The following is a 15,212-nucleotide window of genomic DNA, read 5'->3' as shown; positions in this document are numbered from 1 at the left end:
TCATTGCGCCTTGGAGTTCCATCCCGGACCAACCGGAACGCACAGAGGCGCCTCATGCCCGACTACCTCAAGCTGCCGACGACGACGAAGGGCCTTGTCAGGGTCGTCATCGAAACCCCGCGCGGTGCCGCGGCCAAGGTAGCCTATGAGCCGGCTATCCAGGTATTCGGCTATGTCCGCCCTTTACCAGTCGGAATGACCTATCCCTACGATTGGGGTTTCATTCCCTCCACATTGGGGGACGATGGCGATCCCCTGGATGGGCTAGTCATCCATCAGGCCGCCACGGGTCCCGGCACCGTCATCAAATGCAACCTCTTGGGTGCGCTGCGGGTCAAGCAGAAGGATCACGGCGGCGAGGCCCTGCGCAACGACCGTTACGTCTTCTGTCCTCACAAGGAGGACGCTGAGGACGAGCCCGTGGCCGCCGACCGCGTGCCCGAGCATCTCAGGCGCGAGATCGAACAGTTCTTTCTGTCGTCGGTGCTTGGCACCGGCAAAACCATCAAGTTCAAAGGCTGGCAGGATGCCGGTGAAGCGCGCAGGGCAATCAAGAAGGGCATGAAGGCCTTTGCCGCCAGGCTACGCAAGTAAGCATGGCCATTTTCTGGTGCGTTGTTCCGATCGATCAGGCGCTTAACGGCGCGCCACGCCCGGCTCGATCCCCCGACCTTGTTGTTCCGACAATCGACGCCAGCGGATAGAAGGCCAGCGCCTGCTCCTCGCAAGTGACCGCAATGACACTGTTCGAGCGGTCGATGTCGAGACCCTTAGGGCCGCCTTCCTCGACACTGGCCCTGCCCCGCAGAAAGGTCTCCTCGTCGAGCACGGTCACCGAGGCCGCGGGTGCTCGCTGGCCCCTCCAATCGCCGTCGCCGCCATAGACATGCACCATACGGCTGCCCGCGTCGGCGACGAGGATGTGCCGATCATCCGCTGTAAAGCGCACGCCGTGCGGATAGCCGGCGTGCTGCAGGACGCCGGCGGGTTCGCTGTCAGGCCCAAGCGAGGAGAACATGCGGTAGAGTTTTACATCCTGGGTGCCGTGGCTGCTGACGGCGATCCAGCCTCCGTCATGGCTGAGCGCAATGCCGTCGGGTATGTCGAGACCACGTTCGAGCAGCCGCTGGTTGCTCGTCGTGCGATAGCCGAGCCACCGGTTGACCACATGCTGGGTGACCAGATGCGTATAGTTGTTGCAGACCAGCAGGCTGACGCGGCCGCGCGACTCCGGCCTGACGGCAATCGAGCCCGGCGAATTCAGTTTGCAAGGCCGCCGGCCCTTTACCCGCCGAATGGCCGATATCTCGCGACTCTGGCCGGCTGGTTGCTCTCGAGGCAGGTTGAATATGGCGACCAGTCCATCGCGGTTGCCAATCGCCAGGGTGCGGTCATCGATGAAATCCAGGCCATGGATTTCGCCCATGTCGCCTGATGTCAGCTCCATGAAACCATGGATCGTGACATCGGGACCATCCGATCCGGCCTCGACGTCGATGCGCAGGACCAGCAGGCGCTTGCGCGCATAGCCGGCGATTGCCAGCAATCGATTGTCCGGTGAAAAGCGCAGGTCCTCCGTACGTCCGATCGCCGAAAGCGCCGCCCTCACCGCCGCGCTGGCCTTGAAAGCGATCCCCGGGATCATTTGCGACCCGCCCAGCGGATCGAACGCTGGAAGGGATCGAGAACCGTCCAACTGCTCGCTGTCCATTGACGACTGTCTGCCCCGCTTTGATGTCGCCGACTAAGCCCGATCGCGCGCTCGACGGTCAAGCGCAATGCAGGGGTTCCAGGCCATAACGGTTGGATATCCGCCTTTGCGCTGACGCTGGTGCCCGATCCGCCATATGGTTGATGTCGCCGCCCAATCGGCGGCAGGCTCAGTTCTGCTGGATCGAAATGCCCTTGTCGTCGATCTTGAGTTCGACGCCTTTCGGCCTGGTCTGCTCGCGGTAGACGTAGACGCCCAGCGCGATGACCACGACGATGAGCGCGCCAATGATGAGATAGAGTGTGTTCTGCTTCATGGCGCGCCCTTTGTCGTGCCGAGCCTCATGCTCGTTTCAGGACCTTGACCAGAACCAAAAGGATGATGGCGCCGATCGTGGCGTGGATGATGGAGGCGATGATGCCGCCGCCGATCGAGAAGCCGATCCGTGGGAACAGCCAGCCGGCGATGAACGCGCCGACGATGCCAATGATGATGAAGACGAGAAGGCTTTCGACACCCATAGCGGTTTCCTCCGAGCAAGAGGGCGAGCGCGGAGCGGAAGGCTCCGAATCGGCCCCGATATCAACGGCTTCAGGCTATGCGAAAGCACCCCGCCTAGCCAGCGACGCGCTCACTGGTCGTCGTCGTCGCCGGCAGTGGGCCGCCAGCTGGTCGGCTCGACCTTCTTCTGGGTGTGGCTGTCGGTGTAGACCCACCAGCCGCCGTCGCGGTATTGCGCTATGGATTCATTGAGGACGCCGTCGCTGTCCTTCCAGGTGACGGTGACCTTGGAGCCGTCGGTCGGCGCGGTCGATATCGGCTTTCTGTCAGCCATCTCATCCCTTTTTCAGCTGTGGGCGAAGATATCCTCTTCGGCCCAGCCCATCAGGTCAAGCTTGGACCGGGTCGGCAGAAAGCGGAAACAGGCGTCCGCCTCCTTCGTGCGCCCCTCGCGCGCCAGCCGCCCGGCCAGCACGTCGCGCAACCGATGCAGATAGAGGACGTCCGAGGCGGCGTATTCGAGTTGCTCGGGCGACAGCGTTTCGGCCGCCCAATCCGACGATTGCTGCGCCTTGGACAAGCCTACGCCGAGAAGCTCGAAGCAGATGTCCTTCAGCCCGTGCCGGTCGGTGTAGGTGCGCGTCAGCCGCGAGGCGATCTTGGTGCAGAAAACCGGCTCGGGCATTACGCCAAACGCATTGTAGAGCACGGCGAGATCGAAGCGACCGTAGTGGAACAGCTTGGTGATGGTTCGGTTTCTCAACAGGCTGACAAGGTTCGGCGCCTTTTTCTGGCCCGGCGCGATCTGGATGACATCGGCGCTGCCGTCGCCAGGCGAAATCTGCACCACGCAGAGCCGATCGCGGTGCGGGTTGAGGCCGAGCGTTTCCGTATCGATGGCCACCGCCGCGACATTGTAGTGTGAGAGGTCAGGCAGATCGTTTTTATGGAAGCGGATATCGCTCATCGTCTTCTCCGGGTCGCGGCCTTCGGCGTCGCGCCTCCATCGAAGAAGCGCACACGCGCTCCAACACATTGCGCTGTCGACCCGTCCTCGCCGTGATCGGCGGAAAAATCAACAGAAAGTTGATTTTTCCGCTGTCCAGGGTTGTCCGCCTTACCGTGTCAGAGCATCCAGAATGCGCGCCCATGAGCGCTGCCCCTTGTGGAAGGAGCTGAGCTCGTATTTCTCGTTGGGCGAATGGATGCGGTCGTCATCGAGGCCGAAGCCGACCAGCAGCGATTCCATGCCGAGATAGGTCTGGAAGTCGCCCACCACCGGAATGGAGCCGCCGCTGCCGGTCGTCACCGCGGGCTTTGGCCATTCGTCCGAGAGCGCGATCTTGGCCTTGGCCAGGAAAGGCGAGTCATAGGAAAGCTGGATTGCCGGTGAACCGCCATGGGCGTGGAATTCGACCGAACAATCGGCCGGGATACGCTCCTCGACGAATTTCTGGAAAGCCGCGCGGATCTTCTTTGGATCCTGCTTGTGAACGAGGCGGAACGAAACCTTGGCCGAGGCTTCCGCCGCGATGACAGTCTTGAACCCCTTGCCGGTATAGCCGCCGATGATGCCGTTGAACTCGGCGGTCGGCCGTGCCCAGGTCAGTTCCAGCACCGAGCGACCTTTTTCGCCCGACGGGATCGACAGGCCGACAGGTCCGAGGAATGTCTCGGCCGTCTCGCCCAGTGTCTCCCATGATTTCAGCACCTGCGAGGGCGTTTCCTCGACACCGTCATAAAAACCCGGAATGGTGATATGACCGTCCTTATCGTGGATGTCGGCCAGCACCTTGGCCAGGATGCGGATCGGGTTGGCTGCAGCCCCGCCATAGAGGCCCGAATGCAGGTCGCGGTCGGCGGCCTTCACCGTGATCTCCTCGCCGACCAGACCGCGCAGCCCGACGCAGATCGACGGCGTGTCGCGGTCCCACATGCTGGTATCGCAGACCAGCGCGAAGTCGGCCTTGAGTTCCTCGGCATTGGCCTCGAGGAACGGCTTCAGCGAGGGCGACCCGGATTCCTCCTCGCCTTCGAACAGGATGGTGACGCGGCACGGCAGACTGCCGTGCACCTGTTTCCACGCACGGCAGGCTTCGACGAAGGTCATCAGCTGGCCCTTGTCGTCGGCCGAGCCGCGCCCGGTGATGACCTTGTGACCAGGTCCGATCTCCTTGATCGCGGGGGCGAAGGGGTCGTTTTCCCACAGTTCGATCGGGTCGACCGGCTGCACGTCATAATGGCCGTAGAACAGCACATGCGGCGCGCCCGCCGGCCCGTCATGATGCGCAACCACCATCGGGTGTCCAGGCGTGTCGCGCACGCTGGCGTCGAAGCCGATCAGCTTGAGTTCCGCCACCAGCCATTCCGCCGCCTTGCGGCAGTCGGCGGCATAGGCTGGATCGGTGGAGATCGACTTGATCCCGAGCAGGCCGAAGAGCCGTTCCAGGCTTTGATCGAGATTCTTGTCGAGGCGGTCGAGGACAGGGGAAACTGCGGACATGTGCATAGCCTTTCGATTCAGTGCCGGAACCGTAAAGGCAGAGCGGCGAAACGAAAAGCCCGGGACAATTGGACCACGGCCCGCGACGGCGGCCGCGGGCAAAAAAAGACCGCCGTGGTGGAGGGGGAACCACGGCGGTCTTGTACTCGAAACGATGCGGCAGCCCGGAGAGGGGGGATAGGCTGCCGCAGTTGTCCGGTATAGGCGGGGGACGGGCCTTGCTCCGGACTTCGGCGAAAACTGCCGATGACGTGTATTTGGGTCTCTGAACATGGCGATTCAAGGGCGTTAACGTTACACTTTTGTAACGTACCCGTGAGCGGGCCTGTATAACCCCGATCTGTCAGGGTTCCCGATCTGTCAGGGTGTTGACGGAACCTACGTCTGGCGATGTCTTTGGCATGGACCAAGCCATCGCGCCGCGCTATCCCTGCCGGCATGAAAAAAGGCGATCATCTCTTCCTCATTGACGGCTCTGGCTACATCTTCCGGGCCTATCACGCCCTGCCGCCGCTGACCCGCAAGTCCGATGGCCTGCCGGTCGGTGCCGTTTCCGGCTTCTGCAACATGCTGTGGAAGCTGATGCAGGATGCCCGCAACACCGATGTGGGCATTGTGCCGACGCATTTCGCAGTCATCTTCGATTATTCCTCGAAAACCTTCCGCAACGACCTCTATCCCGAATACAAGGCCAACCGTTCGGCGCCGCCCGAGGATCTGATCCCGCAATTCGGCCTGATCCGCCAGGCAACCAGGGCGTTCAACCTGCCTTGCGTCGAGATGGAAGGCTTCGAGGCCGACGATCTCATCGCCACTTACTGTCGGCTGGCCTGCGAGGCCGGCGGCGACACCACCATCATCTCCTCCGACAAGGACCTGATGCAGCTGGTGGGCGACACTGTCGGCATGTACGACCCGATGAAGGACCGCCAGATCGGCATCCCTGAAGTCATCGAGAAATGGGGCGTGCCGCCCGAAAAGATGATCGACATGCAGGCGCTGACCGGCGACTCCGTCGACAATGTGCCAGGTGTGCCCGGCATCGGACCAAAGACTGCGGCGCAACTGCTCGAGCAGTTCGGCGATCTCGACGGATTGCTCGCCCGCGCCGGCGAGATCAAGCAGGAGAAAAGGCGGGAATCGATCATCGCCAACGCCGACAAGGCGCGCATTTCGCGCCAACTGGTGACGCTGAAGAACGACGTGCCGGTGGCCGAGGGGCTGGACGATTTCGTGCTGCATGCTCCCGATGGGCCGAAGCTGATCGGCTTCCTCAAGACCATGGAATTCACCTCGCTCACCCGCCGCGTGGCGGAAGCGACCGGCACCGAGGCCGGCGATGTCCAGGCCGTCGCGGTAACCGTCGAACGCGCCGACAACGCACATGGCCCCGACGTCGGGGCCGGAACACCGCCCGTCGCCCGAAACGGGGCGGCCACCGAGCCGGGCCAGGCCGCTGAAGCAGAGACGGAGACGCCAAAACAAGGTGACACCCCTTCCCTCCTGGCCGCATTGCGGCTGGAGGGCGCGGCGACCGCCAAGATCGATACCTCGGCCTATCAGTGCATCCGCGATATCGCGACGCTGAAAGCCTGGGTGGCCGAGGCGCGGGAGGCCGGTATCGCTGCCTTCGACGTCAGGGCCACCTCGACCGATCCGATGCAGGCCGAACTGATCGGCATGGCAATGGCCACGGCGCCCGGCCGCGCCGCCTACATCCCCTTCGCCCACAAGAGCGGCAATGGCGACCTGCTCGGCGGCGGCATGCTCGAAAACCAGATCCCGCTTCGCGAGGCGCTGGCGGTGCTCAAACCACTGCTTGAGGACAGATCGGTCCTCAAGGTCGCGCAGAACCTGAAATATGACCTGGTCATCATGAGCCGCTACGGCGTCGATGTCGCGCCCTTCGACGACACCATGCTGATCTCCTACGTGCTCGACGCCGGCACCCCCCATGGCCACGGCATGGATGCCCTTGCCGACAAATGGCTTGGCCATACCCCCCTTCAGCTCAAGGACGTGACCGGTTCCGGCAAGAGCTCTGTCGGTTTCGACCAGGTCGACGTCGACAGGGCGACCGCTCACGCCGCCGAGGATGCCGATGTGACGTTGCGGCTGTGGCTGGTGCTGAAGCCGCGGCTTGCCGCCAAGGGCCTGGTCTCGGTCTATGAACGCCTGGAGCGGCCGCTGGTGCCGGTGCTGGCGCGCATGGAACAGCGCGGTATCTCGGTCGACCGGCAGATCCTGTCCCGGCTGTCGGGCGAGCTGGCGCAAGGTGCGGCCCGGCTCGAAGAGGAAATCTACCAGCTCATCGGCGAGCGCATCAACATCGGCTCGCCCAAGCAGCTCGGCGACATCCTGTTCGGCCGCATGGGGCTGCCCGGCGGCTCCAAGACCAAGACCGGCCAGTGGTCGACCTCGGCGCAACTGCTCGAAGACCTTGCCGCCGAAGGTCACGAACTGCCGCGCAAGATCGTCGACTGGCGCCAGCTGACCAAGCTGAAATCGACCTACACCGATGCTCTGCCCGGCTTCGTCAATCCCGACACCAAGCGGGTCCACACCTCCTACGCGCTGGCCGCGACGACGACCGGCCGTCTGTCGTCCTCCGACCCCAACCTGCAGAACATTCCGGTGCGCACGGCTGAAGGGCGCAAGATCAGGACCGCCTTCATCACCGACAAGAGCCACCGGCTGGTGTCAGCCGACTACAGCCAGATCGAACTGCGCGTGCTCGCCCACGTCGCCGAAATCCCGCAATTGCGGCAGGCCTTTGCGGATGGCGCGGACATCCACGCCATCACCGCGTCTGAAATGTTCAACGTGCCCGTGGAGGGCATGCCGTCGGAAGTGCGCCGCCGCGCCAAGGCGATCAATTTCGGCATTATCTACGGCATCTCGGCCTTTGGCCTCGCCAACCAGCTGTCGATCCCGCGCGAGGAGGCAAGCGCTTACATCAAGAAATATTTCGAGCGCTTTCCCGGCATCCGCGACTATATCGAGGAGACCAAGGCCTATGCCCGCGAGCACGGCTTTGTCGAAACGATCTTCGGCCGCCGCATCCACTATCCCGACATCAGGTCGTCGAACCCGTCGCTGCGCGCGTTCAACGAGCGCGCCTCGATCAACGCCCGCCTGCAAGGCACCGCCGCCGACATCATCCGCCGCGCCATGATCCGCATGGAGGAAGCATTGGACAAGGCCAAGCTGTCCGCCCGCATGCTCTTGCAAGTGCATGACGAACTGATCTTCGAGACGGTCGAGGCGGAAGTCGAGGCGACGATCCCGGTCGTACGCCACGTCATGGAAAACGCAGCGATGCCCGCGGTCTCGATGTCGGTGCCGCTGCATGTCGATGCGCGGGCCGCCAACAACTGGGACGAGGCGCATTGAGGCTGCGTTAGGCGGCCTCAGCGCGGCATTTCGCGCAGGTCCCGCGAAATTCGATCACCGCCTTCCTGGCGGCGAAGCCGGTCGAGTTGACCCATTCGTTCAGCCGGTGGTCGACGTCGTGATCGGACATTTCGGTCACTTGCCCGCAGCTGTCGCAAATGGCGAAGGCGGTCATCGAGTGGCTGTGGTCGTGCGGCTCGGCGCAAGCGACGAAGGAGTTGATGCTCTCCAGCCGATGCACGAAGCCTGATTTCACCAGCGTGTCGAGCGCCCGATAGACTTGTAGCGGCGCCCGAAAACCGCGCTCGCGCAGCTGATCGAGCAAGGTGTAGGCGCTGAGCGGCCCGCTGGCGGTCTCGAGTTTCTCGAGCACGCACAACTGGTTTTTCGTCAGCACATCCCTTGCCGCCATGGTTCTGTTCCAGCCTGCCCTGCGCCATCCCAAGGCTGTTTGCCCACGCAAACGGCCTGATCCCATTCAGATAGCGACGAACCGCCTTCTTTGCTACTCTTCTGTTGCTGTCCCGAGCCGATCGATGACATGCCGGCCCATTGGTGATGGCAGGCTTGATGACGGAGCGACATTCAAAATACTGCCAAAATCCTCGACGAGGATGGTTTCGCTTGGGAATTCGATCGGGCTTGGGGAAGCAATATGATCAAATTGACACGCCGGACGCTGCTTGTCGGCACGTCCGCGCTGATGGCTGCCGGCACGATTTCGTTCCGGGCGTCGGCCGCGTCGCGCACCTACCATGCGCTGCTCGTCGCCTGCACCGAATATCCGGCCTTGCCGCAGAGAAACTGGCTTATCGGGCCGAAGAACGATGCCGCCCTGGTGCACGAATACCTGCTGAAGAACGTGCCCGATCCGGTGCGATTCGCGCCGGAAAACGTCACGCTGCTGGCCAAGGACGTGCCCGGCGCCAAGGGCTTGCCGACCCATGCCGCGATCATGACGGCACTGGCCGACCTCGGCGCCAAGGTTCAGCGCGACGACTTTGTCTACCTGCATCTGTCCGGCCACGGCGCCCAGCAGCCCGAGAGGGTCAAGGGCGACGAGACCGACGGACTCGACGAAATTTTCCTGCCCGTCGACATCGAGAAGTGGATCAACAGGGATGCCGGCGTGCCGAATGCGCTGGTCGACAATGAGATCGGCGACACGCTCGATGCCATCCGCGACAAGGGCGCCTTCGTCTGGGCGGTGTTCGACTGCTGCCATTCCGGCACCGCCACCCGCGCCGTCGATGTCGATGACGAGCTGGATCGCAAGGTCGAGTTCGCCGACCTGGTCGGTGGCGACGAGGCGGCCAGGGCGGCAGCCATCAAGGCGTATGAGAACACCGTCGCAAGCGCATCGCGCGGCCTCGACGAGAATGGCCAGCGCAAGCCGGCCTTCAACCTGTCGCCGACTGGCGGCGAGCCGATCACCAAGGGCAAGTTGGTCGCCTTCTATGCCGCGCAGACGGTCGAGACGACACCGGAGATGCCGCTGCCCAAGGGCACGGCCGATGCGCCACGCTTCGGCCTCTTCACTTTCACCATCCTGTCGAAGCTCGCCGAAAACCCCAACGTCACCTACCGGCAGCTCGGCCAGGCCGTGCTGCAGCAATATTCGGCCGACAGCCGTACCCGGCCGACGCCGCTGTTCGAAGGCGAACTCGATGCGCGCGTGTTCGGCACCGACAAGACGGATGCGGTCATGCAATGGCCCGTTATCGTCAAGGACGGCGAGGCGTCGATCGGCGCCGGCCTGCTGCACCGCCTCACCCCCGGCAGCAAGCTCGCCATCCTGCCGTCGGCGCTGTCTTCGCTGTCCGACGCGGCCGGCTATCTCGAAGTGGAATCGGCCAAGAACCTGGAGAGCCGGGTCAAGCCGGTCGAGTTCGACAAGAAGCCCGCGCTCAAGGTGGCTGATATCCCCTCCAATGCCTATGCCCGGGTGGCGGAGATCGCCGTCGACTACAAGCTCGCCGTTGCACGGCCGGCCGCGACCAAGGGATTGGAGACGGAAACGGCACTCGTCAATTCGGTTCTCGACGAACTGGCCGCGGCCAAGGAAACCGGCTTCAACATCGAACTGGTCGATCCGGGCAAGGGCGCCGAACTTCGCTTCGCGGTGATGCGCGAGAATGCCATTGCCGGCGCCGACGGGAACGCGACCGACAAGCCGGCCCTGTGGTTCCTGCCGGCTTCGGGCGACGTGACCTTGAAGGATGGCGGCAGGCCGCCGCTGATCATCATCCACGCCGACGACCGCCAGAAGCTTGTCGATGCGACGGCCAGGAATTTGCGCACCATCTTCCGCGCCACCGGGCTTTCCAGGCTGGCCGCGGCCTCCGACTACAAGCCCGAGGACGTCGACGTGCAATTCCAGGTCAAGCGTCGCGACAAGGACGGGCTGGAGCCGTTGCAGGCCTCGGTGGTGCCACGCGTCTCGCCTGGCGACGAAGTGCATGTGCTGGCCAAGAACGGCTCGGACCAGCTGGTCGACATCAATGTGCTCTATGTCGGCAGCGACTATTCGATCACCCACATCGTTGCCGAGCGCCTCGCCCCGCAGGCCACGGTCGAGGAAGGGTTGCTCGCCTTCACCGACACCAGCTTCGGCATGGAGCGGATGATCGCGGTGCTGACCGAGGCGCCGCCGGAAAGCGAAAAGGAGGATCTGAGCTTCCTGGCGCAGGACGGTGTCGCGTCGATGACGCGCGGGATAGGCCCCGCCAGCTTCTCCGACATGCTTGCCGATATCGGCGTGGCGCCGTCGACCCGATCGGTGATGCGGCTTGCCGACAAGAGCGGCCCGAAGGGAGCGGTGATGATCTTCCCGATGGAGACGGTGCCGCGCGCCTGAGAATCCAGGCGGGGGTGTTCATGGCCAGGCCTTGCACTGCCGGCACGATGGGGTGAAAACTTTTGGCCGCCGCGTCGGGAGACGACACGGCCGGCGCAATGGATGGGGTGGTTCGTGAGCTATAGCGTATTTTCCTGGAGTGCCACGGTTGGCGGCATCGCCGCCGGCCTGCTGCTGGTTGCCGACGCGTCGGCACAGGACGCCTGCGGCCTCTGCGCCAAGCAGGTGGTCATCAATTCGGAACTGGCGACCTGCTTTCTCGACCAGTACGACCAGATCGCCAAGGCCAGCAGCGACGCGATCGTCGTCGATCTCTCGGGCTGCGCCTCGCGTGGCATCGTCGAGGCCTTGCCGTCGCCGAACAAGGCGCCGGCGGAACCGGACGTGCAGTTCATTGTCTCGCGCCCGCAACTGGCGTGCCTGAAGAAGCAGCTCGAAGCGCCGGGCGTCGTGCTCGATCCCTCCGCCACCATCGAACTGGATAGCTGCAAATGAAGAAGCCGGGGGGCACGACGAAGCAGGCAGCAGCAGTGACACCGGCAAAGGACGCGGCTGCGAAGCAGGCGCTGCCGGAAACCACCGAAGGCTTCCCGTGGCCGAGCAGCCATGAGATCAAGAAGGAAAGCAACCCCTTCACCGACCGCGACTGGCGCATGCTGGTCTATGCCTGGTCGGGCATGCTGGTGCGCTTCGCCATCATCTTCACCTTGGCATTCTCGGTCTATCAGTTCCTGGCCAATCAGGAGCAGAAGCGCGTCGAGCAGACCATGTCCCTGGTCGAGCTTTGGGAGACAAAGGATTATCAGCAGGCGCAACGAGCGCTCAAGGATCGCCTCGCGGCCCTCAATTCCAAATACGACAATCTGCTCAGCGCCAACCCTTCGCCGACCGAGGAGCAGGTATTCCGGCAACGTATCGGCATCGAGGCGATGAGCGCTTCCGGTGGCGACATGCCGCTCGCCGACTTCGGCGAGAATTTCGACCGCATCGTCTATTTCCTCAACCGGCTGTCCTTCTGCGTCGATGGCGACCTGTGTTCGCGCAAGGTGACAGACGCCTATTTCCGCGACTATGCCGTCTCCTTCTGGAGTTACTTTGCCGGCTATGTCGACAAACAGCGCAAGGCCGGCTCCCCCACTTTCGCCACGGCGATCGAAGCCTATGTGCGCAGCGGGCGACCGTCGGCTGAAGCCAAATAACGATGACAAGGATGAGCCTCCGCCTCATGCGTGCCTTCCGCTGGCTCGCCATGGCTGGAGCCTTGGTCGCCGCGTCGGTCGCCCGTGCCGAGGACGCCCCGGATTTCCACCTCGATCTCGACACTGGCGGCCACAGCGCGCGGGTCACCGATCTCGCCTTCACGCCCGATGGCGAGAACCTCGTCTCGGCCTCCGACGACAAGACCATCCGTATCTGGGACTGGCAAAACGGCGTCAGCCTGCGCACCATCCGTGGCTATCTCGGCAACGGCAACGACGGCAAGATCTTCGCGGTCGCGGTCTCGCCGGACGGCAAGACGATCGCCGCCGGCGGCTATTTCGGCGCTGGTCTCGGCGACAGGCCGCCCTATGGCGACATCAGGCTGTTCGACTTCGCCACCGGCAAGATGAAGGCCGTACTCAAGGCCGCCGACTACGCGACCTATGACCTTGCCTTCTCTCCCGATGGAAAGATGCTGGCCGGCGGTGGCGCCGATGGCGTCGTCTATCTCTGGAGGCTGGACGACAAATCCACGGCCGGATGGACGCTGGACAAAAAGCTCGACGCCGATTCCTGGCATATCGACAAACTGGCTTTCGCCGCGGTGGGAACCCGACTGGCGGCGACAACGACGGACAATGGCATCCGGCTCTGGGACATCACGAAGGGCGAGCAGATCGCCTTACCGGCCGAAGCGGAGCAGCTGCGGGACGTCAGCGTCATGGCGCTGGCCGTTTCGCAGGACGGCAGCCAGTTTGGCACCGGCAGCAAGGACGGGCAGGTCCAAATCTGGCGTGCGGCTGACGGCACTCTGGTGCGCGCCATGCCGAAGCAGGATTTCCTCATCGGTTCGCTGACCTTCGCCAAAGGGTCACGTCTGATCGCTTCCTGCGGCTACCGCTGCGCCGACAAGCACCGCTCCATCGTCTGGAACACCGACACTGGCGACAAGCTGCTCGACTATGCCGGCCATGACGGCACGGTCTATGCCAGCGCCGCCAATGCCGACGGCTCGCTGGTGGCGACCGCCGGCGGTACCCGCAACGCCATCCAGGTCTGGGACCCGGCGACGGGTGAACGCAAGGCCCTGCTGCAAGGATCGGGGGAGCCGGTGACCGCGGTCGGCATCGACGCGGCGAACGGCATCATCGGCTGGGGCGATGCCAACCCCTGCCCCGAGCGCGTCGCCTGCCCGGAACAAATGGGCGCGCTGGAAAAGAAGCTGGAACTGCCGACCGCCGAGCGGTTCTTCGACGACCCCCAGCTGCTGACGGAGCAAAACTCGTTTGCCCGCGCCACACTGACCAGCGGCCAGTGGTCGCTGCACGCCACGGTCGGCGGCAAGGACGCGCTGGAAAACGCAGTGCTGGAAATCGCCAATGGCGGTAAGGTCGTGCGCACGATCGAGAACGACGCCACCAACGGCTTTGCCCATTCCGCCTTCACGCTGATCGACAACGGGCTTGGCCTGATCACCGGCGGCAATGACGGCACGCTGCTCGAATACAAATCCGCGACCGCCAGGGTATCAGGTGAATTCACCGGCCATACCGGCGAGGTCAACGCTATGGTCGCCTCGCAAAAGGCCGGCCTGCTGGTCACCGGCAGTGCCGACCAGACGCTCCGGCTCTGGAACCTGAAGACGCACGAACTGATCGTGTCGATGTTCTTTGCCGGGTCGCAATGGATCGCCTGGATGCCGCAGGGCTATTACTATTCCTCCGACGAGGGCGACAAGCTGATCGGCTGGCACGTCAACCAGGGTCGCGACCATGAAGGCCGCTTCATCCGCGCCGGCCAGCTGAAGAAATACCTCTGGAGCCCGGAAATGGTGCGCCGCGCCATCATCCTGCGCAGCGCCAGGCAGGCGGTCAAGGAGATGCGGCCCGGCGTCGACGACGAGTTGCAGAAGCTTCTCCAGCGCAAGCCGCCGGAGTTCGGCATCCGCCTCGCCGGCGATCAGAGCAAGGTGCGAGACGGCTACGTCGCGGTCGAAATCACGGGCGCCAGGGAGGCCGGCGCTGATGCCGCCGGCTTCTCGATCCTTTCGAACAGCCGCAATGTCGGCGACGTCACCGCCCGCTCGGTGGACGGCAACAACACCATCGTCGAGGTTCCGGTCGAGGATGGCCAAAACACCATTCGCATCACCGGCACCAATGAATACGGCTATCTGACCGAGCGCAGCGTGACGACGCTGGCAAGGAAGGCCGAGAAGGCCCAAGCCAAGGGCAAGCTCTATGTCGCGGTCATCGGTGTCGACAAATACCCGTTCCTGACCGATGCCTGTTCCGGCCACGCCTGCGACCTGCGCTACCCCGTCGACGATGCCACCGAGTTTCTCAAGGTGGTTGCGCAGAAGTCGGCGCCGCTGTTCTCGTCGATGGAATCGCTGGTGCTGGTCAACCGCCAAGCGCTCGACGAGAGCCCCGACAAGGCGCAGCAGACCTACACCGTCGCCAGTGCCGGCAGCATCATGGAACCGGACTCGCACACGATCGATGACCAGCTCGCCGATTTCCTCGACAGGCCTGGCGAGCACGACACCACCATCATCTTCGTAGCCGGCCACGGCATCAACATCGACGAGGATTACTATTTCATCCCGACCGATGGCCGCAAACAGGACGCCGAGCGCTGGAAGCGCTCTTCGCTGGTGGATTGGTCCGACATCCAGAAATCGGTCGAGCGGGCCAAAGGCATGCGCTTCATGCTGCTCGACACCTGCCACGCCGCCAACGCCTTCAATCCGCGGCTGGAAAAGGATGCGCAGGACGCGCGCATCGTCGTCTTCTCGGCCACCGCCGCCAACAACACCGCCGCCGAATTGCCCGAACTCGGCCACGGCGTCTTCACCTATTCGATCCTCGAGGGCCTGCGCGGCAAGGCGAGAACCCCGGATGGCGGCGTCACGCTGTTCGGACTGGCCGATTTCATTTCGCACGAGGTGGTGCGGCTGACCGCTTCGAAGCAGAAGCCGTTCTATTATGTCGGAGGCGTGGAAAATATCGTGCTGGCCGAGCCGTGACCATCAAACGTCGGCGCCA

12 protein-coding genes and 1 pseudogene are annotated in these 15,212 nt (G+C 63.6%); 6 read left to right on the top strand and 7 right to left on the bottom strand.

Going from position 1 to position 15,212, the window contains the following annotated elements; genetic code table 11:
• The first annotated feature begins 54 nt into the window (after positions 1-54).
• Positions 55-594 carry an inorganic diphosphatase gene (locus EN850_RS06175; protein WP_127277477.1) on the top strand — a complete coding sequence of 180 codons (540 nt, stop codon included), beginning with the start codon at positions 55-57 and terminating at the stop codon, positions 592-594.
• A 34-nt stretch (positions 595-628) separates the two neighbouring features.
• Here the strand turns inward: EN850_RS06175 and EN850_RS06170 are convergent, their stop codons facing one another.
• The 6 genes and pseudogenes from EN850_RS06170 to EN850_RS06145 all read right to left on the bottom strand — a co-directional run bounded on the left by EN850_RS06170 (position 629) and on the right by EN850_RS06145 (position 4,721).
• Positions 629-1,645: a hypothetical protein gene (locus EN850_RS06170; protein WP_136090842.1), complete on the bottom strand. Its 1,017-nt coding sequence runs from the start codon at positions 1,643-1,645 to the stop codon at positions 629-631.
• Between the two features lie 235 nt (positions 1,646-1,880).
• Complete coding sequence (locus EN850_RS06165; RefSeq protein ID WP_135914977.1) at positions 1,881-2,027, bottom strand: hypothetical protein; 147 nt, start codon at positions 2,025-2,027, stop codon at positions 1,881-1,883.
• 25 nt (positions 2,028-2,052) lie between these two features.
• A pseudogene (locus EN850_RS06160) lies at positions 2,053-2,205 on the bottom strand (GlsB/YeaQ/YmgE family stress response membrane protein); the annotation flags it as partial.
• A gap of 137 nt (positions 2,206-2,342) precedes the next feature.
• Entirely contained in the window at positions 2,343-2,546 is a 204-nt protein-coding gene (locus EN850_RS06155) for a hypothetical protein (protein WP_135881418.1), read from the bottom strand.
• A gap of 12 nt (positions 2,547-2,558) precedes the next feature.
• Positions 2,559-3,179 carry a ribonuclease D gene (locus EN850_RS06150; RefSeq protein WP_127277487.1) on the bottom strand — a complete coding sequence of 207 codons (621 nt, stop codon included), beginning with the start codon at positions 3,177-3,179 and terminating at the stop codon, positions 2,559-2,561.
• Between the two features lie 150 nt (positions 3,180-3,329).
• On the bottom strand, positions 3,330-4,721 hold the full coding sequence (locus EN850_RS06145; protein ID WP_189522174.1) for a M20/M25/M40 family metallo-hydrolase: 1,392 nt from the start codon (positions 4,719-4,721) through the stop codon (positions 3,330-3,332).
• Between the two features lie 432 nt (positions 4,722-5,153).
• Between EN850_RS06145 and polA the strand changes: the two genes are divergently transcribed.
• On the top strand, positions 5,154-8,108 hold the full coding sequence (polA, locus tag EN850_RS06140; protein ID WP_189591028.1) for a DNA polymerase I: 2,955 nt from the start codon (positions 5,154-5,156) through the stop codon (positions 8,106-8,108).
• Positions 8,109-8,115: 7 nt separating this feature from the next.
• Here the strand turns inward: polA and EN850_RS06135 are convergent, their stop codons facing one another.
• Complete coding sequence (locus EN850_RS06135; protein ID WP_127277494.1) at positions 8,116-8,520, bottom strand: Fur family transcriptional regulator; 405 nt, start codon at positions 8,518-8,520, stop codon at positions 8,116-8,118.
• 243 nt (positions 8,521-8,763) lie between these two features.
• Between EN850_RS06135 and EN850_RS06130 the strand changes: the two genes are divergently transcribed.
• The 4 genes from EN850_RS06130 to EN850_RS06115 all read left to right on the top strand — a co-directional run bounded on the left by EN850_RS06130 (position 8,764) and on the right by EN850_RS06115 (position 15,193).
• Positions 8,764-10,965, top strand: coding sequence for a caspase family protein (locus tag EN850_RS06130; RefSeq protein ID WP_136090840.1), 2,202 nt, complete (start codon positions 8,764-8,766; stop codon positions 10,963-10,965).
• Positions 10,966-11,079: 114 nt separating this feature from the next.
• Positions 11,080-11,460 (top strand): hypothetical protein, encoded by a 381-nt coding sequence (locus EN850_RS06125; RefSeq protein WP_136090839.1) that lies wholly within the window; start codon positions 11,080-11,082, stop codon positions 11,458-11,460.
• Positions 11,457-12,164, top strand: coding sequence for a hypothetical protein (locus tag EN850_RS06120; RefSeq protein WP_127281257.1), 708 nt, complete (start codon positions 11,457-11,459; stop codon positions 12,162-12,164). Before EN850_RS06125 ends, EN850_RS06120 begins: the two co-directional genes overlap by 4 nt.
• An 11-nt stretch (positions 12,165-12,175) precedes the next feature.
• The gene (locus tag EN850_RS06115; RefSeq protein WP_246689152.1) at positions 12,176-15,193 is read left to right on the top strand and encodes a caspase family protein; all 3,018 of its coding nucleotides are present in this window, start codon (positions 12,176-12,178) and stop codon (positions 15,191-15,193) included.
• The last annotated feature ends 19 nt before the right edge of the window (positions 15,194-15,212 follow it).

This window comes from Mesorhizobium sp. M8A.F.Ca.ET.207.01.1.1, assembly GCF_004794715.1.
GTDB lineage: Bacteria > Pseudomonadota > Alphaproteobacteria > Rhizobiales > Rhizobiaceae > Mesorhizobium.
The sequence above is the reverse complement of the archived record's forward strand: the minus strand, read 5'-3'. Positions and strand labels throughout refer to the sequence as shown.